The 24,206-nt window shown below is 69.1% G+C and carries 24 protein-coding genes; 7 read left to right on the plus strand and 17 right to left on the minus strand.

Features of this window, described 5'->3' with window-relative positions; genetic code table 11:
• Positions 1 to 70: 70 nt before the first annotated feature.
• The 9 genes from TSB10P1A_RS17520 to TSB10P1A_RS17560 all read right to left on the minus strand — a co-directional run bounded on the left by TSB10P1A_RS17520 (position 71) and on the right by TSB10P1A_RS17560 (position 10,473).
• Positions 71 to 463 carry a VOC family protein gene (locus TSB10P1A_RS17520; protein WP_186389239.1) on the minus strand — a complete coding sequence of 131 codons (393 nt, stop codon included), beginning with the start codon at positions 461 to 463 and terminating at the stop codon, positions 71 to 73.
• Positions 464 to 576: 113 nt separating this feature from the next.
• Positions 577 to 1,887: a short-chain fatty acid transporter gene (locus TSB10P1A_RS17525; RefSeq protein WP_186389240.1), complete on the minus strand. Its 1,311-nt coding sequence runs from the start codon at positions 1,885 to 1,887 to the stop codon at positions 577 to 579.
• Positions 1,888 to 2,164: 277 nt separating this feature from the next.
• Positions 2,165 to 2,695, minus strand: coding sequence for an SRPBCC family protein (locus TSB10P1A_RS17530; RefSeq protein WP_186389241.1), 531 nt, complete (start codon positions 2,693 to 2,695; stop codon positions 2,165 to 2,167).
• Entirely contained in the window at positions 2,692 to 3,063 is a 372-nt protein-coding gene (locus TSB10P1A_RS17535; RefSeq protein WP_186389242.1) for a helix-turn-helix transcriptional regulator, read from the minus strand. Before TSB10P1A_RS17535 ends, TSB10P1A_RS17530 begins: the two co-directional genes overlap by 4 nt.
• Positions 3,064 to 3,215: 152 nt before the next feature.
• Entirely contained in the window at positions 3,216 to 4,628 is a 1,413-nt protein-coding gene (gene uxaC, locus TSB10P1A_RS17540) for a glucuronate isomerase (RefSeq protein ID WP_186389243.1), read from the minus strand.
• Positions 4,625 to 6,136, minus strand: coding sequence for a mannitol dehydrogenase family protein (locus TSB10P1A_RS17545; protein WP_186389244.1), 1,512 nt, complete (start codon positions 6,134 to 6,136; stop codon positions 4,625 to 4,627). The genes uxaC and TSB10P1A_RS17545 overlap by 4 nt, the downstream gene beginning before the upstream one ends.
• Position 6,137: 1 nt before the next feature.
• Entirely contained in the window at positions 6,138 to 8,528 is a 2,391-nt protein-coding gene (locus TSB10P1A_RS17550) for a TIM-barrel domain-containing protein (protein ID WP_186389245.1), read from the minus strand.
• Between the two features lie 16 nt (positions 8,529 to 8,544).
• Entirely contained in the window at positions 8,545 to 9,846 is a 1,302-nt protein-coding gene (locus TSB10P1A_RS17555; protein WP_186389246.1) for a TRAP transporter large permease, read from the minus strand.
• A 12-nt stretch (positions 9,847 to 9,858) separates the two neighbouring features.
• Positions 9,859 to 10,473, minus strand: coding sequence for a TRAP transporter small permease (locus tag TSB10P1A_RS17560; RefSeq protein ID WP_208987132.1), 615 nt, complete (start codon positions 10,471 to 10,473; stop codon positions 9,859 to 9,861).
• Between the two features lie 240 nt (positions 10,474 to 10,713).
• Between TSB10P1A_RS17560 and TSB10P1A_RS17565 the strand changes: the two genes are divergently transcribed.
• The 5 genes from TSB10P1A_RS17565 (at position 10,714) to TSB10P1A_RS17585 (ending at position 16,217) form a co-directional block, all read left to right on the plus strand.
• Positions 10,714 to 11,694 carry a TRAP transporter substrate-binding protein gene (locus TSB10P1A_RS17565; protein WP_186389247.1) on the plus strand — a complete coding sequence of 327 codons (981 nt, stop codon included), beginning with the start codon at positions 10,714 to 10,716 and terminating at the stop codon, positions 11,692 to 11,694.
• Between the two features lie 106 nt (positions 11,695 to 11,800).
• Entirely contained in the window at positions 11,801 to 13,618 is a 1,818-nt protein-coding gene (locus tag TSB10P1A_RS17570; protein ID WP_186389248.1) for a glycoside hydrolase family 2 protein, read from the plus strand.
• Complete coding sequence (locus TSB10P1A_RS17575) at positions 13,615 to 14,367, plus strand: FCD domain-containing protein (RefSeq protein ID WP_186389249.1); 753 nt, start codon at positions 13,615 to 13,617, stop codon at positions 14,365 to 14,367. The genes TSB10P1A_RS17570 and TSB10P1A_RS17575 overlap by 4 nt, the downstream gene beginning before the upstream one ends.
• 49 nt (positions 14,368 to 14,416) lie before the next feature.
• On the plus strand, positions 14,417 to 15,586 hold the full coding sequence (gene uxuA, locus TSB10P1A_RS17580) for a mannonate dehydratase (RefSeq protein WP_186389250.1): 1,170 nt from the start codon (positions 14,417 to 14,419) through the stop codon (positions 15,584 to 15,586).
• Positions 15,587 to 15,704: 118 nt separating this feature from the next.
• Entirely contained in the window at positions 15,705 to 16,217 is a 513-nt protein-coding gene (locus TSB10P1A_RS17585) for a DUF2478 domain-containing protein (RefSeq protein WP_186389251.1), read from the plus strand.
• A gap of 3 nt (positions 16,218 to 16,220) precedes the next feature.
• Here TSB10P1A_RS17585 and TSB10P1A_RS17590 read toward each other — a convergent pair whose 3' ends face one another.
• Genes TSB10P1A_RS17590 through TSB10P1A_RS17605 form a run of 4 tightly spaced genes read right to left on the minus strand, consistent with a single transcriptional unit; the run spans position 16,221 to position 18,531 of the window.
• Positions 16,221 to 16,640 (minus strand): MaoC family dehydratase, encoded by a 420-nt coding sequence (locus tag TSB10P1A_RS17590; RefSeq protein WP_186389252.1) that lies wholly within the window; start codon positions 16,638 to 16,640, stop codon positions 16,221 to 16,223.
• Positions 16,637 to 17,041: a hypothetical protein gene (locus TSB10P1A_RS17595; RefSeq protein ID WP_186389253.1), complete on the minus strand. Its 405-nt coding sequence runs from the start codon at positions 17,039 to 17,041 to the stop codon at positions 16,637 to 16,639. The genes TSB10P1A_RS17590 and TSB10P1A_RS17595 overlap by 4 nt, the downstream gene beginning before the upstream one ends.
• A 3-nt stretch (positions 17,042 to 17,044) precedes the next feature.
• Positions 17,045 to 18,262, minus strand: a complete 1,218-nt coding sequence (locus TSB10P1A_RS17600) for a beta-ketoacyl synthase (protein WP_186389254.1) — start codon at positions 18,260 to 18,262, stop codon at positions 17,045 to 17,047.
• Positions 18,259 to 18,531 carry a phosphopantetheine-binding protein gene (locus TSB10P1A_RS17605; RefSeq protein WP_186389255.1) on the minus strand — a complete coding sequence of 91 codons (273 nt, stop codon included), beginning with the start codon at positions 18,529 to 18,531 and terminating at the stop codon, positions 18,259 to 18,261. Before TSB10P1A_RS17605 ends, TSB10P1A_RS17600 begins: the two co-directional genes overlap by 4 nt.
• 268 nt (positions 18,532 to 18,799) lie before the next feature.
• Between TSB10P1A_RS17605 and TSB10P1A_RS17610 the strand changes: the two genes are divergently transcribed.
• A complete protein-coding gene (locus TSB10P1A_RS17610) occupies positions 18,800 to 19,648 on the plus strand; it encodes a hypothetical protein (protein WP_186389256.1) in 849 nt (282 codons plus the stop codon).
• A 45-nt stretch (positions 19,649 to 19,693) separates the two neighbouring features.
• Here TSB10P1A_RS17610 and TSB10P1A_RS17615 read toward each other — a convergent pair whose 3' ends face one another.
• Both TSB10P1A_RS17615 and TSB10P1A_RS17620 read right to left on the minus strand, forming a co-directional pair.
• Positions 19,694 to 20,482, minus strand: a complete 789-nt coding sequence (locus tag TSB10P1A_RS17615; RefSeq protein ID WP_186389257.1) for a 1-acyl-sn-glycerol-3-phosphate acyltransferase — start codon at positions 20,480 to 20,482, stop codon at positions 19,694 to 19,696.
• A gap of 4 nt (positions 20,483 to 20,486) precedes the next feature.
• Positions 20,487 to 21,194, minus strand: a complete 708-nt coding sequence (locus tag TSB10P1A_RS17620) for a fumarylacetoacetate hydrolase family protein (RefSeq protein ID WP_244293170.1) — start codon at positions 21,192 to 21,194, stop codon at positions 20,487 to 20,489.
• 223 nt (positions 21,195 to 21,417) lie between these two features.
• On the opposite strand from TSB10P1A_RS17620, the gene parA reads away from it, so the two are divergent.
• Positions 21,418 to 22,068, plus strand: a complete 651-nt coding sequence (parA, locus tag TSB10P1A_RS17625; RefSeq protein ID WP_186389259.1) for a ParA family partition ATPase — start codon at positions 21,418 to 21,420, stop codon at positions 22,066 to 22,068.
• A gap of 6 nt (positions 22,069 to 22,074) precedes the next feature.
• Here the strand turns inward: parA and aat are convergent, their stop codons facing one another.
• Positions 22,075 to 22,764, minus strand: a complete 690-nt coding sequence (gene aat / locus TSB10P1A_RS17630) for a leucyl/phenylalanyl-tRNA--protein transferase (protein ID WP_186389260.1) — start codon at positions 22,762 to 22,764, stop codon at positions 22,075 to 22,077.
• An 82-nt stretch (positions 22,765 to 22,846) separates the two neighbouring features.
• Entirely contained in the window at positions 22,847 to 24,196 is a 1,350-nt protein-coding gene (gene accC / locus TSB10P1A_RS17635; protein ID WP_186389261.1) for an acetyl-CoA carboxylase biotin carboxylase subunit, read from the minus strand.
• Positions 24,197 to 24,206 lie beyond the last annotated feature (10 nt).

A 24,206-nucleotide genomic window follows, 5' to 3' on the forward strand; every position in this document is an offset into this window, starting at 1 on the left:
CCGCTGCAGTGAAAAGCGGGCGGCGCGGGAGGCGTCGGACCTCTGCGTGATTGATCCGGGCGTCTGGCCGTCAAGCCGGGCGGTGGATGGCGCAGAGCTTGTTGCCGTCGGGATCGCGGACATAGCCGAGATGCAGCGTGCCCGAGGGGCCGTTGCGCGGGCCGGGCGCGCCCTCGATCGAGGTGCCGCCATGGGCCACGGCGACGTCGTGGAATTGCTGCACCTGTTCCGGCGAGTTGCACTTGAAGCCGATGGTGCCGCCATTGGCCGGCACCGCCTCCTGGCCGTCGACCGGCTCGGTGACGCAGAAGGTGCTGCCGTCGTGGCGGTAGAACAGGCGGGTCTGGCCGGTGGCGTTCTGGTTGCGCGCCGGCTCGCCGGCGCCCAAGAGCCCCAGCACCGCGTCGTAGAAGCGCTTGGCGCGCTCGATGTCGTTGGTTCCCACCATCACATGGCTGAGCATGTCTTCCTCCCTCTATAGTCCACTCGCGACAGTCCACTCGCGACAGTCCACTTGCGAAAAACCGGCCGGGCACCGCTGGGCGGGCCGGCCGGCAATGGCAGTTCGGGTCAATGCTAAAGAATGACCAGCAGCGTCCCGATGATCACGCCGGTGATGACCAGATGGATCAGGCAGAAGCCCATGATGTCCTTGGCCTTCAGCCCGGCGATACCGAGCATCGGCAGCGCCCAGAACGGCTGCAGCAGGTTGGTCCAGGCATCGCCCCAGGCGACCGCCATGACAACGCGGGCGACATCCGCGCCGAGCGCATCGGCCGCCGGCAGCATCACCGGCGCCTGCACCGCCCACTGGCCGCCGCCCGAGGGCACGAACAGGTTGACGATGCCGGCGCTGATGAAGGTCCAGAACGGCAGGGTGCCGGCGGTCGAGATCGAGACGAACCAGGCCGACATGCTCTGCGCCAGGCCCGACTGGGTCATGATCGCCATGATGCCGGCATAGAACGGGAACTGGATGACGATGCCGGCGCCGCCCTTCACCGCGTCCTGCAGCGCATCGAGCAGGTTGCGGGCGGTGCCGTGCAGCACGATGCCCAGCATCAGGAACAGGAAGTTGACGATGTTGAGGTTCAGCCCGGCGCCGCGCACGAAGAAGTAGTGGGCGAGGAAGACGAGGCCGGCAAGACCGACCACCCACATCAGCAGCCGGCTGTTTTCCAGATGCTCGGCCGGGCGGGTCGGCACGAAACTCTCGCGCTCCTCCTCGCCGAGCTGTTCGCGGGTGACATAGACGCTTTCCTCCTCGCGCGGCACCATCAGCCAGTTCACCAGCGGGATGACGACGAAGAGAATGGCGACGATGATCAGGTTGAAGCTGGAAAAGATCGTCTCAACCGTGCTGATGACGCCGATCTGCGCCTCGGTGAAATGGCCCGCCGTGGCGATGGTCAGCGGGATCGAGCCGGCAAGGCCGCCATGCCAGACGACGAAGCCGGAATAGGCGGCGGCGATCAGCAGGCGGTAGTCGACGCGGATCTGGCGGGCGAGCTCGCGGGCGAACAGCGCGCCGACGACGAGGCCGAAGCCCCAGTTGACCCAGGACGCGACCAGCGAGACCAGCGACACCAGCACGATCGCCGAGCCGGGCGACTTGGCAAGACCGGCCAGGTTGGCCAGCAGCTTTTTCACCGGCGGCGAGGACGCGAGGATGTAGCCGGTGACGAGGATCAGCAGCATCTGCATCGAGAAGGCGAGAAGCCCCCAGAACCCGTCGCCCCACATCTGCACGACCGCCACCGGGCCGGCGCCCTCGAACAGCATGGCGGCGGCGGCGGCGATGATCGTCAGCAGCAGCACGAAGATGAAGGGGTCGGGCAGATAGCGATCCATCAGCACGACGGCGGGACGTGAAAGCGCACGCAACATGACAGCCTCCCTTTGGTTCGGGCCCGTTAGGCCGCGTCTTGCGGTGCCGCGGCTCTCTGAGCCGGGGCGTGGATGCCGGGTCTTGGGGCCCGGTTCCCGCGAGTGCGATTCTCGCGGGCCGCAAGGCGTGCCCAGATGGGGCGCGAGAACGCTGGGGGTGTCAAGTCTCGAGAAGGGTGACTTCAGGTTGTCGCAGCGGAAGATTCGGCCGCCGAAACGCAGGCGGCCGGCGGGGAGGGCTCCCGCCGGCCGGATGTTGTCGGTGTCCCCCGCGCGATCAGGGCAGGCGGCGCTCGTAGTCCTGCTTGAGCGCGGCGCAGGCGTCCCAGAACGGGGCGGGCTTGCGGTTCTCGACCAGCGCCACCAGCACGTCGAGATGGGCATGCCAGCCGGAGCTGACGCTGAGCAGCGAGCCACGATCGGGCAGGCGGGCATGGACGATGGTGAGCAGCGTGCCCTCGCCGCGCGGGGCGAGGGTGAAGGTCACGTTGCTCGCCGTGCCCCAGGTGATGGCGAGGCTGCGCGGCGGATCGGCCGAGATCACCCGGCAGGTCATGCGGTGTTCCTCGCTGGCGCCGTCGGGCCGCTTGCCGGGCGGGTCGGTGAGCTCGTCATTGCGCCAGACGAACTCGAACTCGGCGCCGGGCACCAGGGTCATCTCGCCGGCGGCCAGCCATTTCTTGCGCAATTCGCTGTCGGTGAGCCAGGCCCAGACCCGCTCGGGCGGGGCGGGCAGCACGCGGCGGATCTCCAGCGTGTCGGGCGCGGTCAGCACACCATGGGCGTCGGGTTTTTCCATCAAGGTCATGTCGTGTCTCCTTCCTTCGGTTCGGCAGTCGGTTTCCCGGCGTTTTCCTCGCGCAGCAGCGCGTCGAGCACGTCGAGGCGATCGGTCCAGAAGCGTTCGTAGAAGCCGAGCCAGTCATGGGCGCCGGCCAGCGGCCCCGGTTCCAGCCGGCAGGTATGGGTGCGCCAGCGCACCTCGCGGCGGATCAGGCCGGCCTTTTCCAGCACCTTGACGTGCTTGGAGGCCGCCGCCAGCGACATGTCGAAGGGCTCGGCAAGCTGGCTGACGCTGCGCTCGCCCCCGGCGAGGGCGCGGAGCATCTGCCGGCGGGTGGCATCGCCGAGGGCGTGAAAGACGGCGTCGAGCCGGTGTGTCTCTTGTTCAACCATGAGGTTGAATTAAGACCGTCCCGGCGAATGAGTCAACCGAAAAGTTGAATGACAGCGCGCGCCAAACGCGACAAGGGCCGGACAGCACTCGCCGTCCGGCCCCTGTAACCACTTGAAGCTGAGGAAAGTCAGCAGGTTACGCTGTCATCCTGTCACGCCGGATCGACGAACCAGCGCCTGGCATTGCCGTAGCAGACATCGGCGACGAGGCCGGCCGCCATCTCCCGGTCGGGCGGCATCAGGCCCTGGTCCATCCATCCGCCGACCATGTCGCAGAGCAGGCGGCGGAAATATTCGTGGCGGGGGAAGGAGAGGAAGGAGCGGCTGTCGGTCAGCATGCCGACAAAGGTCGACAGCAGCCCCATCTGCGCGAGCTGGGTCATCTGCCGCGCCATGCCGTCGAGCTGGTCGTTGAACCACCAGCCGGAGCCGGCCTGCACCTTGCCCGCCACCGTGCCGTCCTGGAAATTGCCGGCGGTGGTGACGATCACCTCGTTGCGGGTCGGGTCGAGGCAGTAAAGGATCGTGCGCGGCAGTTCGCCGGTGCGGTCGAGCCCGTCGAGCAGGGCGTTGAGCGGGCCGGCCAGCGGCAGGTCGGCGATGGAATCGCCGCCCGCATCCGGGCCGATGCCGGCGAACAGGCGCGAACGGGTGTTGCGGATCGCGCCGATATGGAGCTGCATGACGAGGTTTCGGCTGGCATAGGCGCGCCCCAGCGCCAGCAGCACCGAGGTCTGGAAATCGGCGATCTCGTCCTCGGCGAGCGCTCCGCCCGCCAGCCGCTTGGCGAGGATCGCGTCGAGCCGGGCGGCGCCGCTGTCGCGGCCCTGGCGCAGGATCTCGATGCCGTGGTCGCTCGCCCGGCAGCCGGCGGCGACGAAATGGTCGAGCCGGGCGGTCAGCGCGCCGATCAGGTCCTCGAAGCTGCGGATCGTGGTGCCGGCCGCCGCGCCGAGCCGCTCCAGATAGGCGGGAAAGCCGTCGAGCTCGATCTTGAAGGCCCGGTCGGGCCGGAAGCTCGGCACCATCCGGAAGCCGAGGGCCGGATCGTCCTTCAGCGCGATATGGTGCTCCAGCGTGTCGCAGGGATCGTCGGTGGTGCCGACCAGCTCGACCTTCATGGCGCGCAGCAGGCCGCGCGCGGAGTGGCTGGGCGCGGCGAGCTGGCGGTTGGCTGCGTCCCACACCGCGTCGGCGCTGCGGGCGTCGAGCACCACGCCGGCCATGCCGAAACAGCGGGCCAGCTCCAGATGCGACCAGTGATAGAGCGGATTGCCGACGAAGCGCGGCATGGCGGCGGCGAAGGCCTGGTATTTCCTGGCGAAATCCGCCTCGCCGGTGATCAGCCGTTCGTCGATGCCGGCCCAGCGCATCGCCCGCCACTTGTAGTGGTCGCCCTCCAGCCAGATCCGGCCGAGCGTGTCCCAGCGCGTGTCGGCGGCAATGTCGGCCGGCGGCAGGTGGTTGTGGTAGTCGACGATCGGCAGGGGCGCCGCGACCTCGTGATAGAGCCAGGTGGCGCTGTCGCTCGACAGCAGGAAATCGTCTCCAAGGAAGGTCTTCACCGCTCGCTCTCCTGCGGGATCTCGGCAAGGCGGGCAAGGGCGGCCTCTACCCCGTGCTCGCGCAGTTCCAGATAGGCCGCCTCGATGGCGCCGGCGAAGTCCGCCCGTCCGGCAAGCTCGGCGGCGAACACTTCGCGTAAGGACAGCATCTCGCGCAGATAGGCGCGCTCGTCGCCGGCCGCCTGCGAGATGGTGCGGATCCGTTCGGCCAGCGGATCGTTCAGCGGCAGCGGCGTGCCGTCCTGCGCCACGCCCCGGCAATAGGCCAGCCAGCCGGCGACGCCGAGGGCCAGGCGCGGCCAGGGCGTGCCGGCCTCCAGGTGATGGCGGATCGGCGCGAGCAGGCGCTGCGGCAGCTTCTGGCTGCCGTCGGTGGCGATCTGGGTGGTGCGGTGCTTCAGCCGGCTGTTGGCGAAGCGGGCGAGCAGCGCCTCGGCATAGGCGGCAAGGTCGACGCCCTGCGGCATCGACAGGGTCGGGGCCTGTTCGGCCAGCATCAGCCCGCGCGCGGCGCCGGCCAGCAGCGGGTCGGCCATGCAGTCGGAGATGGTGCGCCGGCCGGCCAGCGCGCCGAGATAGGCGAGGAAGGAGTGGCTGCCGTTGAGCATGCGCAGCTTCATCTCCTCGAAGGGGCGCACGTCGGCGACGAATTCGGCGCCGGCCAGCTCAAACGGCGGGCGCCCGGCGGCGAAGTCGTCCTCGATCACCCATTGCCGGAACGGTTCGCAGACGATGCCCGGCGCGTCGCCGAGCCCGAGTTCGGCGAGCAGCGCCCGCCCGTCCTCGTCCAGCGCCGGCACGATCCGGTCGACCATGGTGCAGGGGAAGGTGACGTTGGCGGCGATCCACTCGGCCAGCGCCGGATCGCGGCGGGCGGCGAAGTCCTCTACCACCGCGCGGCAGACGGCGCCGTTTTCCGGCAGGTTGTCGCAGGACAGCAGCGTGAGGCCGCCAAGGCCGGCCTGCCGCCGCCGCGCCAGCCCCTCGACCAGCACGCCGACGGCGGTCTGCGGGGTTTGGGGCGCGGCGAGATCCCGGCGGATGCCCTCATGCTCCGTGTCGAGCCGGCCGCCGCGCGAACAGTAGCCCTTTTCGGTGATGGTCAGCGTGACGATGGCAAGCTCCGGCGAGGCGAAGCGCGCGAACAGCGCCTCGCTCCCGTCACGCAGCGGATGGCAGGTGCCGGCCAGCGCCTCGACGCGTCGCGCCGTCATGCCGCTGTCGTCGGCCGCGACCACCCAGTGATGCAGGTCGGCCGCCTCCAGCGCGTCGAGCTCCTCGACGCCGGAGTTGAGCCGCACCGCGATCATTCCCCAGTTTGGGCCCCAGTCGGGCCGGCCGTCGGCCGTCATCGCATCCAGCGTCTCGTCGAGGATGGTCGACAGGAAGGCGCGGGCGAAGGCGCCGAAGCCGAGATGCAGGATGCGGCCGCGCAAGGTGCTGCGGTCATGGATCGGGTGGACGATGCGCACGGCATCGCCTGCGGCTGCGCTTGCGGGATGCGGCATCTCAGTCTCCGGCAAGGGATACGCTGTCGCCGGACGCGGCAGGGCGCCCGTTGACGGTGAGCGGGCGGGTCTCGCCGGCCGGCAGCACGACAGTCACCGCGTCGAAGGCCGGGCGGTAGTCTCCGCTGCGCGCCAGCGACAGGCGCAGGCCATCCGCATCGCTTGCCAGCTCCATGCGGGTCAGGGCATGGGGCGCGTCGACGGTCAGGCCGTCATCGGCATATTCGAGGCTGACGCCGGCATGGGGGCCGGGCGCGGGGAACAGCGCCAGCGTGCGCCGCGTGTCGCGCGCGGCGTCGGCGCGCGACAGGCCGTCGGCGAGCGGCAGCACCGCGCCGGCGCGCACGAAGAGCGGCATGGAGGCGAGCGTCACCGGCACCGTCACTTCGCGGCCGCCGGCATGCCAGGTGCCGGTCCAGAAGTCCCACCAGCCGCTGCCGTTGTCCGGCAGGTAGAGGCGGCGCTCCGCCGCGCCCGGATCGACGACGCTCGCGACCAGCAGGTCGCGGCCGATCAGGAACTCGTCGCATTCCTCGAAGCAGCGCGGATCGTGCTCATGGTCGAGGAAGGTCGGGCGCAGCATCGGCTCATGCGCGGCCACCGCCTGGTGCAGGGCGGTGTAGAGATAGGGGACGAGGCGGTAGCGGAAGCGGATCGCCTCGCGCACCAGGTCGGTCACCTGCGGATACATCCAGGGTTCGTTGACCGTGCCGTCGTCGTTCCAGGAATGGATGGTGAAACGCGGGTGGAAGATGCCGTTCTGCACCCAGCGGACGAAGAGTTCCGGATCGGGCCGGGGGCCGGCGAAGCCGCCGACGTCATGGCCGATATTGTAGAGGCCGGACAGCGACATGCCGAGGCCCATGCGGATGTTGTAGCGCAGCGTCGCCCAGTCGGTGCGGTTGTCGCCGGACCAGGTCTGGGCGTAGCGCTGCAGTCCCGGCGCGCCGGAACGGGAGATCAAGTAGGGCCGCCGGTTCGGGGCATGCGCCAGTTGCGCTTCGCGGCTGGCGCGGGTCATCAGCACCGGCATCAGCGGGCGGATCAGGCCGATGCCGATCTCCTCGCCGAAGCCGTGGCAGCGCGCCTGCGCGTCCCACACCTCGTATTCGTTGTTGTCGTTCCAGGTCGAGCCGATGCCGTTGTCGAGCAGCTTGGCGGTGACGTTGTCCTGCCACCAGCGCACCGTCGCCGGGTTGGTGAAGTCGAGATGCGAGCCCTCGTCGTCCCAGAAGGACGAGCGCTCCGGCGCGCCGGTCTCGCTGTCGCGCACGAAGAGGCCCGCTTCGGCCGCTTCCGCGTAGCGCGGATGGTCCTGCAGCAGGCAGGGCTTGATGTTGGCGGCCAGATGCAGGCCGGCGGCGGCGAAACTCGCCGACATCGCCTTGGGGTCCGGCACCTTGGCGTGGTTCCAGTTGAAGACGTAGCGCTTCGCCCCGATCGAGGTGTAGCCGGAGGAAAGCTGGAAACTGTCGCAGGGAATATCGTGTTCGGCGAGAAGCCGGACGAAGCCCTGAAGCTGCTCCTGCGCGTTCTCCGCATCGGTGTAATGCATGGTCGAGCCGGAATAGCCGAGCGTCCACAGCGGCGGGAAGGCGGTGCCGCCGGTCAGCGTCACATGCCGCTTGACGATGCCGAGCACGTCCGGCGCCCAGCTCATGTAATAGTCGAGATCGCCGTCGGCGGCCCGGTACGCCCGGTAGGGGCGGTGGTAATTGTCGAGCTCGTTGCCGAGGTCGAACCAGCACCCCGCCAGATTGTCGTGGAAGAGGCCGAAGCTGCCGGCCCGCGGCGTGCGGGTCACGGTGAAGGGGATGTGCTTGTAGAGCGGGTCGGTGCTGCGCGCGTCATAGCCCATGGCGTCGAGATTGCGCATCTCGAAGCGGCGGCCCGAGCGCTCCAGGTCGCCGGCCTTCTCGCCGAGCCCGTAGACCTTCTCGCCCGGATGGCGCAGCAGGAAATGCGCATGGGCGTGGTCGCGCAGGCCCAGCAGCACGGCGCCGGTCGGACGCTCCTCGGCGAACACCGCCCAATTGCCGTCGCCTTGCCGCGCCGACCAGGTGAAGGCGAGCGGGGCGGCGATGTCGAGCCGCAGCACGGAGGTTTCAAGCCGCAGGCCGCCCTCCGTCTCCTCCAGCGTGAAGGGAGGGCAGGGATGGCCGGACAGGTCGAGCCGGTCGCGGCCCTGCCACGGCACGTCGGCGCCGCCGCGGGCAAGCTCCGGCGCGACGCTCCAGCTCCGCGGCAGGCGGAACGCGCCGTCCTTGCGCAGGGTGACGCGGAAGAGCGCCTCGTCGAGGACGAAGACGGTCATCAGGTGGCGGCCATCGACGCGAAGGTCGATGCCGTCCTCGAAGCGGCGTTCGAGGCGGAAGGTCTTCAGCGGTTTCATTGTCTGGCTCCGCGGATCAGTATCCGAGCAGGAGGCGGGGCAGGGCGAGGCTCAGCTCGGGCACGAAGGTGACCAGCAGCAGCATCGCGATCAGCACGCCGTAGAAGGGCAGCAGCGGCTTCAGCACGTCGCCGATCGAGACCTTGGCGACCGAGCAGCCGACGAACAGGGCCGAGCCGACCGGCGGGGTGCAGATGCCGATGCACAGGTTGAAGGTCATCACCACGCCGAAATGCACCGGGTCCATGCCGAGACCCGCCACCACCGGCAGGAAGATCGGCGTGAAGATCAGCAGCGCCGGCGTCATGTCCATGAAGGTGCCGACGACGAGCAGGGCGAGGTTGATCACCAGCAGCAGCACGATCGGGTTGTCCGACAGGCCGAGCAGGATGTCGGAGATCGTGTAGGGGATGTCGGCGAAGGCCATCACCTTGGACATGGCGATGGAGCAGCCGATCATCAGCAGCACGATGGAGGTGGTGACGGCCGATTCCAGGATGATGCCGGGCAGGTCGGAGATCTTGATCTCCCGGTACCAGACCAGCGCCAGGAACAGGGTGTAGACCACGGCGGCGGCCGAGGCCTCGGTGGCGGTGAAGACGCCGCCGATGATGCCGCCCATGACGATGAAGATCAGGCCGAGCGGCAGGATCGCGTCGGCCGTCTTGCGCACGACCTCGTCCAGGCTCGGGCGCGGGGCGACCGGGTAGCCGCGCTTCTTGGCGATGATGCCGGCCACCGTCATGATGCCGAGGCCCATCAGGATGCCGGGCACGTAGCCGGCGACGAACAGCGCGGCGATCGAGGTGCCGTTGGTGATCAGCGAATAGACGATGAAGGTGGTCGAGGGCGGGATCAACAGGCCCGTGGGGCAGGAGGCGATGTTGACGGCGGCCGAGTAGGAGGGGGCGTAGCCCTCCTTCTTCTGCAGCGGCGCCATGACGCCGCCGACGGCGGCGGCCGAGGCGACGGCCGAGCCGGAGATCGAGCCGAACATCATGTTGGCCAGCACGTTGCAATGGGCGAGCGAGCCGGGCAGCTGGCCGCCGAGCACCTTGGCGAATTCGATCAGCCGCAGGGCGATGCCGCCGCGATTCATGATGTTGCCGGCCAGGATGAAGAAGGGAATCGCCAGCAGGGTGAAGCTGTCGAGGCCGGAGGCCATCTGCTGGGCGGTGATGTAGACCGACTGGTTGAAGGTCATGAACAGCATGAAGGTCACGACCGTGGCGATGCCGATGGCGAAGGCGATCGGCACGCCGACCGCCATCAGCAGCCCGAAGGACCCGAACAGGGTGAGTGCGCTCTGCAGTTCCATCTGGTCGGCTCCTCAGTCCCGCCGGCCGCCGGCGGGCGTGCCGGTGCCAGTGTCGGTATCAGCGTCGGTGTCGGTCGGGTGGGGCTCGCCGCGGGCATAGCCGACGAGGAACCAGGCGCAATAGAACAGGATCATCCCGCCGGAGAAGGGGATGGCGCCGTAGACATAGCCCATGGGGATGCGCAGGGCCGGCGAGACCTGGCCGGTCGCCAGGGTCCGCGACATCAACTGGATGCCGCCATAGACCATGACCAGCGCCGCGAAGCCGGCAATCAGCAGCATGACGAGGACCGCCAGTGCGCGGGCGGCGCGGGCGCTGACCATCAGCGGCAGCACGTCGATGGCCAGGTGCCGGCCCTGGCCGAGCGTATAGGCGGCGCCGACCAGGCCGGTCCACATGAACAGGAAGCGGGCCATCTCGTCGGTGATGGTGCTCGGGGTGCCGAGCACATAGCGCGAGACGACCTGCCAGACGACACAGGCGACGAGCACCGCGAAGACGGCGGCGATCAGCAGGCCGAGGATCCGGTCGATCCGGGTCTTCAGGGCGTTCATGGCGAAACGCGCCTTGGCGGGGCCGAAAGGCCGGTGGCTGCCATGGTGTCCTCCCGTCTGCGGCCCGTCCATGCGGGCCGGTCTTGTCCGCTTGGCCGACAGACGGCTGCGGTGTTTCTGACATCGCCGATTTCCAAAAATTGGTCAACCAATTTTCAAAACTGGTTGACATGAGGGCGGCTCTGAAGAAGTCTCAGGGGCGAGCTGACCTGAATTGGTCGGCCAATCTGTGTGGCCGGCAGACCAGTCGCGGGCCCGCAAGGCCGGGGGCGGCACTGCCGCTCCGGCCGCACAACAACCGGGAGGTACCCCATGCGCATGTCCCTTCGCGCCGCCGCCATCGCCGGCGCGGCCCTGATCGCCTTCGCGTCCGCCGCCGAGGCCCGCACGCTGCGGCTCAACCACAACAATCCGGAAGACCATCCGCTGCACAAGTCGATGGAATTCATGGCCGAGCGGGTCAATGAGCTGACCGGCGGCGACATCAAGATCCGCGTCTATGCCAATGCCCAGCTCGGCAACCAGCGCGAGTCGATGGAGCTGATGCAGAACGGCACGCTCGACATGGCCCGCTCCAACGCCAGCGAGCTGGAGGCCTTCGAGGAGTCCTATGCAGCGCTGAACCTGCCCTTCATCTTCGCCAATGACGACCACTACTACAAGGTCCTGTCCGGCGACATCGGCGACGACATTCTCGCCGCCTCGCACGACAAGGGCTTCGTCGGCATCGCCTTTTATGTCGAGGGTGCCCGCTCCTTCTACGCCAACAAGGAAATCCGCACGCCGGACGACCTCAAGGGCATGAAGATGCGCGTGCAGCCGAGCCCGTCGGCCATCCGCATGGTCGAGCTGCTCGGCGCCAGCCCGACCCCGATCGCCTGGGGCGAGCTCTACAGCGCCCTGCAGCAGGGTGTCGTCGACGGCGCGGAGAACAACCCGCTGGCGCTGACCACCGCCCGCCATGGCGAGGTCTCCAAGATCTATTCCAACAACGAGCACACGATGATCCCGTCGGTGGTGATGGTCTCCACCCAGACCTGGGACGGGCTCACCGAGCAGCAGCAGACCGCGCTGCGGCAGGCCGCGCGCGAATCGATGGACTTCCACCGCGACAACTGGAACCGGGAAGTCGCCGAGGGCATCGAGCTCGCCAAGTCCGAGCTCGGCGTCACCTTCATCGAGGTCGACAAGGCCCCCTTCGTCGAGAAGGTCCTGCCGATGCATGAGGAAGCCGCCGCCAAGTCCGAGCGCGTCGCGGACCTGATCAAGCGGATCAAGGCCGCCGCCGAATAAGGCGTCATCCGAAAGCTGTCCGCGTCCCGGCCGCGTGCCGGGGCGCGGGCCTTCCCCGTCCGCGCCTGCCCCCCCCCCACGAGAGGGGCCGTTCCGGAGTTCGCTCGTGCTTGAACGTTCCGCCCTTGCCGAAAACGCCCTGCAGGCCCTGCATGACGAGGACTACGACCGTCCCTACAACACGCAGGCGCTCAATCACGAGACGATGATCTTCGTCGGCGGGCGCACCCCGGTCAGCCTCGACGGCGCCTGGAATTTCTGCGTCGACCTGCTCGACACCGGCCTGCGCCAGAAGTGGTTCGCCATGCAGCCGATGCCGGCGGAAGAGCGCGCCGAGCCCTGGGACTACGATCCCTATGAGGGCGACACCGTGCCGGTGCCCTCCTGCTGGCAGATGCTGAAAGAGACCTGGTACTTCTTCGAGGGCAGCGCCTGGTACACCCGGCCGCTCGACATGCCGCCCGACCTCGGCTCCGGCCGCCGCTTCCTGCGCGTCGGCGCCGCCCAGTACGACTGCAAGGTCTTCCTCAACGGCGCGTTCCTCGGCAACCATTATGGCGGCTCGACGCCGTTCTTCTGCGAGTTGACCGGCCACCTGCGCCCCGGGCGCAACTGGCTGATGCTGATGGTCAACAACACGCGCACGCTCGACCGCGTGCCGATGCGCAACACCGACTGGTTCAACTATGGCGGCCTCTACCGCGAGGTTTCGCTCTTTGAGACGCCGACCAGCGTGATCCGCGACCTTTTCGTGCATCTGGTGCCGGACGGCAGCTATCGCCGCATCCGCGCCGCCGTCGAGGTCGATGGCGGGGCGCGCGAGGCGGTGCTGGAGATCGCCGAAATCGGCATCCGCCAGACGATCGCGCTCGGCGCCGACGGCCGCGGCGAGGTCATCGTCGAGGCGCGCCCGGAGCTGTGGTCGCCGGAGAACCCGAGGCTCTATGCCGTGTCGCTTGCCGCCGGCGACGACCGGGTCGAGGACCGCATCGGCTTCCGCCAGATCGAGCGGGTCGGCGACGAGATCCGCCTCAACGGCCGCTCGCTGTTCCTGCGCGGCATTTCCGTGCATGAGGACGACCGGGAGCTCGGCAAGGTGACGAGCGAGGCGGACCTGCGCCGCCGCTTCGCCGATGCCCGCGATCTCAACTGCAATTACCTGCGCCTTGCCCATTATCCGCATCACGAGATGGCGGCGCGGCTGGCCGACGAGCTCGGCTTCCTGCTGTGGGAGGAGATCCCGGTCTATTGGGCGATCGCCTTCGACAATCCGGCGACCTATCGCGACGCGCGCAACCAGCTCATCGAGTTGATCAAGCGCGACCGCAACCGGGCAAGCGTCATCATCTGGTCGGTCGGCAACGAGAATCCGGACACCGACGCCCGGCTCGACTTCATGAAGGGCCTCGCCGACACCGCCAAGGCGTTCGATCCGACGCGCCTGACCTCGGCCGCCTGCCTCGTCAACCACGCCCGCAACCGCATCGAGGACCGGCTCGCCGAGCATATCGACGTGATCGGCATCAACGAATATTACGGCTGGTACGAGGAGAATTTCGAGGATCTCGTCGAGATCGGCCGCAATTCCGATCCGGGCAAGCCGGTGGTCATCTCCGAGACCGGCGCGGACGGTGCCATCGGCGAGGGCGCCCCGGCGCGCGGCCTGTTCAGCGAAGCTTATATGACCGAGGTCTACGAAAAGCAGATCGAGACCCTGCGCGCGCTCTCCTATGTCAAGGGCATGTCGCCTTGGATTCTCTACGATTTCCGGGTTGAACGCCGGCAAAATATCTTCCAGCGTGGTTTCAACAAGAAGGGCCTGATCGCCGCCGACAAGGCGACGCGCAAGGACGCCTTCGCGGTGCTGTCGGCCTATTATGCCGAGCGCCGCGACGCGGAGGCGGGCGGGGAGGAGATGGCATGACCGGAGATGCGGGCGGCAAGCGGCGCTACGAGGATGTCGCGGAGGCCCTGAAGCGGGAGTTGACGAGCGGCGGCTACAAGGTCGGCGACCGCATCAAGACCGAACGGCAGATGTCGGAGGAACTCGGCGTCAGCCGCTCGCTGGTGCGCGAGGCCGTCATCATGCTGGAGATCGAGGGCTTCGTCGATGTCCGCAAGGGCTCGGGCATCTATGTGTCGCGGCTGCCGTCGGGCGAGAGCCCGACCAGCGGCGGCGACATCGGCCCGTTCGAGCTGCTGCAGGCCCGGCAGGTGCTGGAGAGCAGCATCGCCGCCTTCGCCGCCTCGACCGTGACCAAGGCCGACATCCTGCGCATGCGCCAGGCGCTGGACATGGAACGCAAGGCCATCGAGACCGGGTCGGAAGACTATTCCGGCGACGAGCTGTTCCATCACCTGATCGCCGAGGCGACGCAGAACAGCGTCTTGGTCGACATGATCGACGAGCTGTGGCGCAAGCGCGAGCAGAGCCCGATGTGGGCGCGCCTGCACAGCCGCATCTTCGACAGCGGCTATCGCGGCCAGTGGCTGGAGGATCATCAGGCGATCCTCACCGCCCTGCAATGCCGCGATCCGCGCGCCGCGCGCCAGGCCATGTGGCAGCACCTGGAAAACGTCCGCCAGACCCTGCTCGAACTGTCGGATGTCGATGATCCGCAATTCGACGGCTACCTCTTCGACAGCGGGCCGGTCGCCGCCGCAAGCACCTGACCGCCGCCGTCGATCCCATTCATCTCCTCGCCCGAGGGAAACGAACGCAATGCAGCAGACATGGCGCTGGTTCGGCCCGTCCGATCCGGTCACCCTCACAGACATCCGCCAGGCCGGCGCGACCGGCATCGTCACGGCCCTGCACGACATGCCGAACGGCACGGTGTGGCCGCGCGAGGCGATCCGCGCCCGCCGCGAGATGATCGAGGCGGCCGGCCTCGTCTGGGTCGTGGTGGAAAGCATCCCGGTGCATGAGGACATCAAGACGGCGGCGCCCGGCTGGCAGCGCCATGCCGAGGCCTGGGCGAGAAGCGTCGAGAACCTCGCCGCCGAGGGCGTGCGCACGATCTGCTACAATTTCATGCCGGTGCTCGACTGGACCCGCACCGAGCTTGCGCACGAACTCCCGGACGGCGCCCGCTGCCTGCGCTTCGACCAGGCGCGGTTCGCCGCCTTCGACCTGTTCATCCTGGCGCGCGAGGGGGCCGAGGCCGACTATGCGCCGGCCGAGATCGAGGCCGCCCGGCGCCTGCATGCCGGCATGGACGCCGCCGAGATCGCCCGGCTCACCGACACGATCATCGCCGGCCTGCCGGGCTCGGAGGAAAGCTACTCGCTGGAGAGCTTCCGCGCGCGGCTCGCCGCCTATGCCGGCATCGACGCGGCGGCCCTGCGCGGCCAGCTCGCCGCCTTCCTCGCCATCGTCCTGCCGGCGGCGGAGCGGGCCGGGGCGGTGCTCGCCATCCATCCGGACGACCCGCCGCGTCCGCTGTTCGGCCTGCCGCGCATCGTCTCCTGCGTGGACGACATGGCGGCCATCGCGGCGATGTCGGCGAGCCCGGCCAACGGCTTCACCTTCTGCACCGGCTCCTACGGGGTGCGGGCGGACAACGACCTGCCGGCGATGCTGGCGCGGTTCGGCGAGCGGGTGCATTTCCTGCATCTGCGGGCGACCAAGCGTGAGGCGGACGGGCGCAGCTTCCACGAGGCCGCCCATCTCGACGGCGATGTCGACATGGTCGCGGTGATTTCCCAGGTCGTGCGCCTCGAGCGGGCGCGCGGCGCGGTGCTGCCGATGCGGCCCGACCACGGCCACCAGTTGCTCGACGACCTGCGCCGGGTGTCGACGCCGGGCTATCCGGCGATCGGCCGGCTGCGCGGCCTTGCCGAGCTTCGCGGCGTCGAGCGTGCCGTCGCGGCGCTGCTGCCGAACTTGTAAACGGGTCTTCCGCCCCCGATACTCTTGCCTCGGCCGGTGAAGGTCTGCGATACCTGTGCTTGCAAGGGATCCGCCCCGGCGCGGATCGACAGCCTTTGGACGGGAAGCGGACCTTACCATGCGACTGGCCTACACGACGTCTCCCGGACGCGGCGACATGGACACGGTGCTCGCCCGGGTCACTGAGCGGCTCGAGGGGCGGGGCTTGCGGGTTCTCGGCGTCGTCCAGATCAACACCGCCTGCGAGGACGACCGCCCTTGCGACATGGACGTCAAGGTGCTGCCGGACGGGCCCTTGATCCGCATCTCGCAGTCGCTGGGGCCGCAGTCGCGCGGCTGTCGTCTCGATCCGCAGGGGCTGGAACAGGCGGTCGGCGAGACCGCCGCAAGGCTCGCCGGCGGCGGCGACGTGCTGATGATCAACAAGTTCGGCAAGCAGGAGGCCGAGGGCAGGGGCTTTCGCGACGTGATCGCCGAGGCGCTGGCCGCCGGCATGGCGGTCATCGTCGGCGTCAACGGGCTCAACCTGCCGGCCTTCCTGGACTTCTGCGGCGACATGGCGACCCGGCTGCCGGCCGATGTCGAGGCCATTGCGGCCTGGGCGGATGCCACCGTCTCCGAGGACGCGTAGGGCTCAGCCCGTCAGCGGGACGCTTTCCAGCACGGCCTCACCGATGCAGATCATCGTGCCGGCGCCATTGGCGATGGTGAGGCGCAGGACCAGCTCCGTGCCTCCGCCCTCCAGCGGACGGATCCGCGCGAGGCGCCCGCCGATGACAATGCCGTCGCCGACTGCCAGCGGCTTGACGAAGCGGGTGGAGAGGCCTTTGAGCCGCGCGCCCGGCAGCCAGTTCCGGATCGCGCCCTCAAGGCGGCCCATCACCAGCATGCCGTGGACGATGGGGCCGGGCAGGCCGGCGGCGCGGGCGGCCGCCGCATCGAGATGGATCGGGTTGCGGTCGCCGGAGGCCTGCGCATAGGCGGCGACGGCCGCCGCATCGAGGTGGGCGAGCTTCGTGTCGTCGAAGCGGTGGCCGACGGCAAGGGTGCTCATGGCGCGCGCTCGCGATTCTCGAACAGCACGATCTCGGCGCGAAACTCCTGCAGGAACGTGCCCTCCGTCTCGCCGCGCACCCGGCCGCGCAGGGTGAGGCGGTCGGCGCGCTCCTCGTGCCGCTTCCAGTCGACGGCGACCGTGTAGCGGCGGTCCATCTGCAGCGGCGCGTGGAAGACGAAGTCCTGCGCCTGGTGGACCAGCGCGGCGGCGCGCTCGGCGGCAAGCTCGGCGAGCATCGCCAGCACCTTGGGATGGGAGAACACGGTGAAGGCATAGGTCGCCGGCACCAAGCCGGCAGGTGCTCCGAGCGCGGCGGCGAAGGCGGCGACGGCGGCACGGTCCGTCGCAAGCTCCAGCTCGGCGATCCCGGTCCAGCCCGTGTCGCCCGCTCCGCCCATCGGTCAGACCTTCCGGATGGCGATGGTGGCGTTGATCCCGCCGAAGGCGAAGGAATTGCTGATCGCCGCATCGATCGGCCGGGCGCGGGCGGTGTTGGGCACCGGGTCGGCCAGGCATTTGGGGTCCGGCGCCAGCCAGTTGATCGTCGGCGGGGCGATGTTGTCGCGCAGCGCCTGGACGGTGATCACCAGTTCGATGGCGCCCGCCGCGCCCAAGGCATGGCCGTGGATCGGCTTGGTCGAGGAGACGGAAACCTCGCCGATATGGGCGCCGAACACCTGGCGCAGCGCCTCGCTCTCGGAAATGTCGTTGAGCACCGTGCCGGTGCCATGGGCGTTGACATAGCCGATGTCCCGCGGCGTCAGGCCGGCATCGGCCAGCGCATTGGCCATGGCGGCGGCCGGTCCCTCGACCGTCGGGCGCAGCAGGTCGCCGGCATCGCTGGTCGTGCCGTAGCCGGCGATCTCGGCCAGCGGCGTCGCCCCGCGCTTCAAGGCGTGCTCCAGCTCCTCGATCACCAGCACGGCGGCGCCTTCGCCCAGCACCATGCCGTTGCGCTTGTCGGAGAACGGCCGGCAGGTTTCCGGCGCCATCACCCGCAGCACCTCCCAGGCGCGGAAGGTCGCCGGCGTCAGCAGCGCCTCGCTGCCGCCCACCAGCATGGCATCGGCCATGCCGGCGCGGATCATCTGCAAGCCGTAGCCGACCGCCTGGGTGCCGGAGGCGCAGGCGCTGGAGATCGCCAGCGAGGGGCCGCGCACGCCGTAGCGCATGCTGATCTGCGAGGCGGCGGCATTCGGCATCACCTTGGCGATGGTCAGCAGGTCGGTGCGCGTCTCGGTGACGTAGAAGGCATAGTGCCCGTCGTCGGTGGTCCAGGAGCCGCCGATGCCCGAGCCGATGATCGCGCCGAAGCGGGGGCCGAGCGGCGCGCCCGTGTCGAGGCCGGCCTGTGTCAGCGCCTCGGCGGCGGCGACCAGCGCGAGCTGCGCGAAACGGTCGGTGGTCTTGAGTTCCTGCTCGCTCAGATGCGCGGCCGGATCGAAACCGGCGATATGCGCGGCGCGGGTGATGCGCTGGCGCGGATAGCGGTCGAGGCGGAAGTCCGACACGCCGCTGCGTCCCTCGCGCGCGGCCTCCCACAGGGCGGGCACCCCGGAGCCGGCAGCGGTGATCGCGCCCAGTCCGGTGACGACGACGCGCCGGCCTGCCGCCGTCACGCGGCGGCTTCCTTCATCCGCGCGGCGAGGACCTTGAGGAAGTCGCCCACCGTGCTGGCCTCGGCCAGATCGCCGTCGACGGGAATATAGACGCCGAATTCCTCCTCGATCGCCATCAGGATGACGACCATATCGGCGGACTGGATGCCGAGATCCTCGAAGCTGGCTTCCGGCACCAAGGCCTCGCGCCCGACCATGCCTTCCTTCGCCACCAGATCGAGCAGGCGCTCGATCGTTGCGCTATCCATCCCCTCGGCCGTTTGTGCCATGTCAGCCTCGTACCTGCGATTTGCAACGTGTTTTGCCGATGTCATAAGGGGTAAGCCGACTTGGTTCCAGCAGGAAAGTGAAAATAAGGTCGCGCCCCGGCGCCCCTCCCGGCAGGTACCGGCAGGCCGCCTCCCTTCGCGCGCTTGGCCGCGCGGCTTGCGGGATCGCGGCGGCTCCACTATTGACGTCCTGTCCGTATGGCTAGGGCGACACGGCCGGGCCGCAAGCCGGGCGCAAGACGAGGCAGAATCGGGGCAACGGCACGGCATGGAACAGTCTCTGGAAGCCGGAGCGGGGGAGGCATCGGCCGACGGGTCGGCGGCGGCGGCGGACGCCTCGCGCGGCGCCCGGCTCGCCGGGTGGGTCGCGGCGCTGCCGGTGGTGATTATTCCCGGCTTTGCCATCTACATGATGGTCTGGGCCCGCTGGGCCTTCTACGAGCGCCACCCGGACTATATCCTGCGCAGCGCGCCGACCGTCAGCCGCGCCATTACCGATCCGGCCATCGGCGACCCCTTCGCCGCCGCGATCCTTGCCGTCGCCATCGTCATCGCGCTGGCGATGGTGCCGCTGTCCTTTGCCTTCCTCGGGGCGATTTCCGCGCGCGCCGGCCATCTGCCGCGCGTTGCGACCAGCCTGCGGCGGCTGATGGCGGTGTTCCTGGTGATGCAGGCGCTCGGGACCACGGGCATGGTCATCTGCACCCAGGTGACCTTCCGCCACGATCACGACCTGCACATGCTCGGCAGCTACCTGTTCTTCGTGTTCCAGGCCCTGTCGATCCTGATGAGCGGCATTCTCACCACCCGGCTGCTGCGCCTGCCGGACACGGGACGCCCGACCTATCTGCGCCTCGGCTCGCGCTACACGCGCCTGCGCCGCGACCTTGCCTTCGTCACCGCCGGCCTTGCCGGGTTCTATGTGCTGCTGTTCCTGGTCAAGGGGCTGGACCTGCCGATCCCCGAATACGACATCTACTATGCCTATACGGTGCAGGAAATCGTCACCATCTCGGCCTATATCGTCCACTTCATGCTCTATGCGCCGGAGATCTACCGGATGGCCCGCGATTTCGCCGGCGGATCGCGCTCCCGTCGCCTGATCCGGGGCGCCTGATCCAAGGCGCCTGATCCAGGGCGCTGATCCCCGGCGCCTGAGCCGTCAGGGCCGGGGCGTCGCCATCGCCTCGCGGGCAAGCTCCGCCGAGCGCGGCTCCACCGCCTGCTGCAACTCGGCCATGAAGGCGCCGCTGGACAGTCCGGGGGCAAGCGCCGGCAGGATCTCGATGGTGATGCGGCCGGGAAATTTCCACGCACTGTTGCGCGGCCAGAACAGGCCGGAATTCAGCGCCACCGGCACGCAGGGCACCTGCAGCGCCCGGTACAGCGCGGCGACGCCCGGACGGTAGTTCGGGGCGGAGAGCGGCGCGCTGCGCGTACCTTCGGGAAAGATCACCACCTGCCGGCCGTCGGCGATGCGCCGTTTCGCCTGGCGGATCAGGCTCATCAGGGCGCTGGCGCCGGCGTTCCGGTCGATGGCGATATGGCCGAGCCGCCACATGCCCCAGCCGGCGACCGGGATCAGCGTCAGCTCGCGCTTCAGCACGAAGGCCGGGTCGGTCAGGATCACCTGCAGCGCCAGCGTCTCGAAGGCCGACTGGTGCTTGGCGGCGATCAGGCAGGGCCCCTCCGGCAGGTTTTCCCGCCCGCGCACCTCGTAGGCGAGCCCGACGGTCAGCCGCAGCAGGCCCAGCCAGCCATGCACGACGAGGCGCGCCACCTTGCGCGTCACCGCGCGCGGCAGCAGCATCAGGATGCAGGCCGGTGCCAGCAGCACCAGGCTGGCGATCACCAGCCCCTGGAAGGCGAGCGAGCGCAAGACCACGCGCGCGCTCGCGCGCGGCGGTGTCCAGACGGCGGGAGCAGGCACTGGGGCTCCGTCTGCGGCCATGGGGTCAGTCCCGGTCCCGCGGCGCGCCGATGGCAAGGCTGAGCCGCGCCACGCCCTCGATCTCGCCCTCCAGGAGGTCGCCGGGCTGCAGCGCCGCGACGCCGGCCGGGGTGCCGGTGAAGATCAGGTCGCCCGGCTTCAGCTCCACCGCGGCGCTGCAGATCGCGACGATGTCCGCCACCGGCCAGATCTGGTCGGCAAGGTCGCCCTGCTGGCGCAGCTCGCCGTTGACCTTCAGGGAAATGCGCCCGCTCTTCGGGTGGCCGATGCGGCTTGCCGGCACCAGCGGCGAGCAGGGGGCGGAGCGGTCGAAGGCCTTGCCCCAGTCCCAGGGCCGGCCGAGGTCCTTGGCCTGCTGCTGCAGGTCGCGGCGCGTCAGGTCGAGGCCGATGCCGTAGCCCCAGATGTGGCTTTCCGCTTCCTCAGGGGCGATGTCGCGCCCGCCGCGGCCGATGGCGACGACCAGCTCCACCTCGTGATGCAGGTCCGCCGTCAGCGGCGGATAGGGGATGGTGCCGCCGGCATCGCACACCGCGTCGGCCGGCTTGGTGAAGAAGAACGGCGGTTCCCGGTCCGGATCCTTGCCCATCTCGCGGGCATGGGCGGCATAGTTGCGCCCGACGCAGAACACCCGGCGGATCGGGAAGCGTGCGTCCGTCCCCTCGACCGCGACATCGGCGGCCGGAGGCGGGGCAATCACGTAGTCTGTCACGGAAAGTCTCCTCTCGGGGGGGCCGCGTGCGGGGCGCCGGCGAAGCTCCGCTCCGGCATGCGGGGCGCTCCTGTTTACGCCCTTGCCGGGAGTCGGTCCAGTGGGCGGCGGAGCATGCCTGGCGGGGCGGCGCCGGCTATGTGGCGATGACGATTGTCTTTGTTTTTTTGCAATGCAACAATGGCGGCAACAACAGCGTGAACGAGACCTGTGGGAGCGGACGATGACGGGGCGTATCATTTCGGTCGCGCAGCAAAAGGGCGGCTCGGGCAAGACGACGCTGGCGGCGCATCTTGCCGTGGCGCTGGCCGCGCGCGGCGCCTTTCCGGTCGCCGTGGTCGATATCGACCCGCAAGGCTCGCTCGGCACCTGGTACGAGGCCCGCGAGGACTCGCTCGGCGACGGCGCGACCGGTCTTTCCTTCCGCACCTCCAGCGGCTGGGGCGCCCGGCGCGAGGCGCGTTCGCTCGCCCGCGACCACGGCCTCGTCATCCTCGACACGCCGCCCAAGACAGACTCCGACGTGCGCCCGGCGATCGAGGCCGCCGACCTCGTCCTGGTGCCGATGCAGCCGACGCAGGTCGACCTGTGGGCCACCGGCCAGACGGTCGACATCGCCCGGCGCGAGGGCACCGACGCGCTCGTCGTTCTGAACCGCGTGCCGCCGCGCGCCGCGCTGACCGCCGAGGTGATGGGGCTGATCGGCGAGAACGGCTTCACCGTCGCCTCCGCCCGGCTCGGCAACCGCACGGCCTTCGCCGCCTCGATGGGCGAGGGGCTGACGATCCTGGAGACGGAAGCGCGCGGCAAGGGCGCGGACGAGGCCCGCCTGCTTGCCGAAGAGGTCGCGCGGCTGCTCGGCCTGGAGGTTTAGAAGCGGTCAGCCCCCGGCCGCGTCATCCTGCGCGCCGTCGATGACGGCCAGCGCCTCTTCGCCGCTCACCCGGTCGGGCAGGGTCAGGAAATCGCCATAGCGGGCGAGCGCGTTGCCAAGCAGCCTGTCGTAGCGGGCCTTGGGCACGTCCAGCGCGCCGAACTGGGAGAGGTGCTCGGTGACGAACTGGGCGTCCAGCAACTCGTAGCCGCCGGCGATCAGCCGCGCCACCAGATGGCTCAGCGCCACCTTGGAGGCGTCGCGCTCGCGGGCGAACATGCTCTCGCCGAAGAAGGCGGCGCCCAGCGACACGCCGTAGAGCCCGCCGACCAGTTGCCCGTCGCGCCAGGCCTCCACCGTGTGGCAATAGCCCATGTCATAGAGCGCGCCATAGAGGCGGCGGATCTCGCTGTTGATCCAGGTCTTGCGGCGGTCGTCGGTGGGGGCGGCGCAGCCGTCGATCACGCCCTGGAAATCGTGGTCGATGCGGATCTCGAACACGTCCTGGCGCAGGGTGCGGCGCAGGCGGCGCGGGATGTGGAAACCGTCGAGCGGCAGGATGCCGCGGTGTTCCGGCTCGATCCAGAACAGGTTGGGGTCCTCGGCCGACTCGGCCATCGGAAAGATGCCGCAGGCATAGGCCTTGAGCAGCACCTGCGGCGTGATGACCAGCGGATCGCGGGTGTTCCGGCCCATGGCTGCCTTTCCTGCCGGTTGCCCCGTTCGGGCGCCGGCAAACGTTGGGGGACGGCGCCGGCTGGCGGCGCCATCCGTCCCGTCAGACGTCCGTCTTGGCCGCGAGATATTTCTCCAGCCAGTGGATGTCGTACATGCCGTTGGCGATGTCCTGGTTGTCGACCAGGTCGCGAAACAGAGGAATGGTCGATTCGATGCCGTCGACGACGAATTCGTCGAGGCAGCGGCGCAGCCGCATCATGCACTCCACCCGGTTGCGGCCATGCACGATCAGCTTGCCGATCAGGCTGTCGTAATGCGGCGGGATCCGGTAGCCCTGATAGACGCCGGAATCGACGCGTACGCCGAGACCCCCGGGCGGGTGGTAATAGGTGATCTTGCCCGGCGAAGGCGCGAAGCTGCGCGGGTTCTCCGCATTGATCCGGCATTCGATGGCATGGCCCTCGAACACCACATCCTCCTGGCGCAGCGTCAGTTCGGCACCGGAGGCGATGCGGATCTGCTCGTTGACCAGGTCGATACCGGTAATCATTTCAGTCACCGGATGTTCCACCTGCAGGCGGGTGTTCATCTCGATGAAGTAGAACTGGCCGTCCTCGTAGAGGAACTCGATCGTGCCGACGCCGCGGTATTTCAGCTTGCGCATGGCGGCGGCGACGATCTCGCCGATCTCCTTGCGCTGCGCCGCGTTCAGCGCCGGGGAGGGGGCTTCCTCCCAGACCTTCTGGTGGCGGCGCTGCAGCGAGCAGTCGCGCTCGCCGAGGTGGATGGCGTTGCCCCGGCCGTCGCCCAGCACCTGGATCTCGATGTGGCGCGGCTTGCCGAGATACTTCTCCATGTAGAGCGCATCGTCGCCGAAGGCGGCCTTGGCTTCCGAGCGGGCCGTCGACAGCGCGGTGTCGAGATCCTTTTCGCTGAGCGCCACCTTCATGCCGCGTCCGCCGCCGCCGGCCGCCGCCTTGACCAGCACCGGATAGCCGATCTCGCGGGCGATGGCATGGGCGTCGTCCGCCGGCGTCACCGCGCCGTCGGAGCCGGGCACCACCGGGATGCCCAGGTCGCGCGCCGTCTGCTTGGCGGCGATCTTGTCGCCCATGATGCGGATGTGCTCGGCGGTCGGGCCGATGAAGCCGATGTCATGGGCTTCGAGGATCTCGGCGAAGCGGGCGTTTTCCGACAGGAAGCCGTAGCCGGGATGCACCGCGTCGGCGCCGGTGATCTCGCAGGCGGCGAGCAGTTGCGGGATGTTGAGATAGCTGTCGCGCGCCGGCGGCGGGCCGATGCAGACGCTTTCGTCGGCAAGGCGCACATGCATGGCATCGGCATCGGCGGTCGAGTGCACGGCCACCGTCTGGATGCCAAGCTCCTTGCACGCGCGCAGCACCCGCAGCGCGATCTCGCCGCGATTGGCGATCAGGATCTTGGTGAACATGGGCTCGGTC

Source organism: Stappia sp. TSB10P1A, from assembly GCF_900185725.1.
Classification (GTDB): Bacteria; Pseudomonadota; Alphaproteobacteria; order Rhizobiales; family Stappiaceae; genus Stappia.

Bases quoted from the DNA above. Each gene is read 5' to 3' on its own strand.
- TSB10P1A_RS17520 (WP_186389239.1), bottom strand. From the start codon at position 463: ATGCTCAGCCATGTGATGGTGGGAACCAACGACATCGAGCGCGCCAAG.
- TSB10P1A_RS17525 (WP_186389240.1), bottom strand. From the start codon at position 1,887: ATGTTGCGTGCGCTTTCACGTCCCGCCGTCGTGCTGATGGATCGCTAT.
- TSB10P1A_RS17530 (WP_186389241.1), bottom strand. From the start codon at position 2,695: ATGACCTTGATGGAAAAACCCGACGCCCATGGTGTGCTGACCGCGCCC.
- TSB10P1A_RS17535 (WP_186389242.1), bottom strand. From the start codon at position 3,063: ATGGTTGAACAAGAGACACACCGGCTCGACGCCGTCTTTCACGCCCTC.
- TSB10P1A_RS17545 (WP_186389244.1), bottom strand. From the start codon at position 6,136: ATGCCGCATCCCGCAAGCGCAGCCGCAGGCGATGCCGTGCGCATCGTC.
- TSB10P1A_RS17550 (WP_186389245.1), bottom strand. From the start codon at position 8,528: ATGAAACCGCTGAAGACCTTCCGCCTCGAACGCCGCTTCGAGGACGGC.
- TSB10P1A_RS17555 (WP_186389246.1), bottom strand. From the start codon at position 9,846: ATGGAACTGCAGAGCGCACTCACCCTGTTCGGGTCCTTCGGGCTGCTG.
- TSB10P1A_RS17560 (WP_208987132.1), bottom strand. From the start codon at position 10,473: ATGGACGGGCCGCAGACGGGAGGACACCATGGCAGCCACCGGCCTTTC.
- TSB10P1A_RS17565 (WP_186389247.1), top strand. From the start codon at position 10,714: ATGCGCATGTCCCTTCGCGCCGCCGCCATCGCCGGCGCGGCCCTGATC.
- TSB10P1A_RS17575 (WP_186389249.1), top strand. From the start codon at position 13,615: ATGACCGGAGATGCGGGCGGCAAGCGGCGCTACGAGGATGTCGCGGAG.
- uxuA (WP_186389250.1), top strand. From the start codon at position 14,417: ATGCAGCAGACATGGCGCTGGTTCGGCCCGTCCGATCCGGTCACCCTC.
- TSB10P1A_RS17585 (WP_186389251.1), top strand. From the start codon at position 15,705: ATGCGACTGGCCTACACGACGTCTCCCGGACGCGGCGACATGGACACG.
- TSB10P1A_RS17590 (WP_186389252.1), bottom strand. From the start codon at position 16,640: ATGAGCACCCTTGCCGTCGGCCACCGCTTCGACGACACGAAGCTCGCC.
- TSB10P1A_RS17595 (WP_186389253.1), bottom strand. From the start codon at position 17,041: ATGGGCGGAGCGGGCGACACGGGCTGGACCGGGATCGCCGAGCTGGAG.
- TSB10P1A_RS17605 (WP_186389255.1), bottom strand. From the start codon at position 18,531: ATGGCACAAACGGCCGAGGGGATGGATAGCGCAACGATCGAGCGCCTG.
- TSB10P1A_RS17610 (WP_186389256.1), top strand. From the start codon at position 18,800: ATGGAACAGTCTCTGGAAGCCGGAGCGGGGGAGGCATCGGCCGACGGG.
- TSB10P1A_RS17615 (WP_186389257.1), bottom strand. From the start codon at position 20,482: ATGGCCGCAGACGGAGCCCCAGTGCCTGCTCCCGCCGTCTGGACACCG.
- parA (WP_186389259.1), top strand. From the start codon at position 21,418: ATGACGGGGCGTATCATTTCGGTCGCGCAGCAAAAGGGCGGCTCGGGC.
- aat (WP_186389260.1), bottom strand. From the start codon at position 22,764: ATGGGCCGGAACACCCGCGATCCGCTGGTCATCACGCCGCAGGTGCTG.
- accC (WP_186389261.1), bottom strand. From the start codon at position 24,196: ATGTTCACCAAGATCCTGATCGCCAATCGCGGCGAGATCGCGCTGCGG.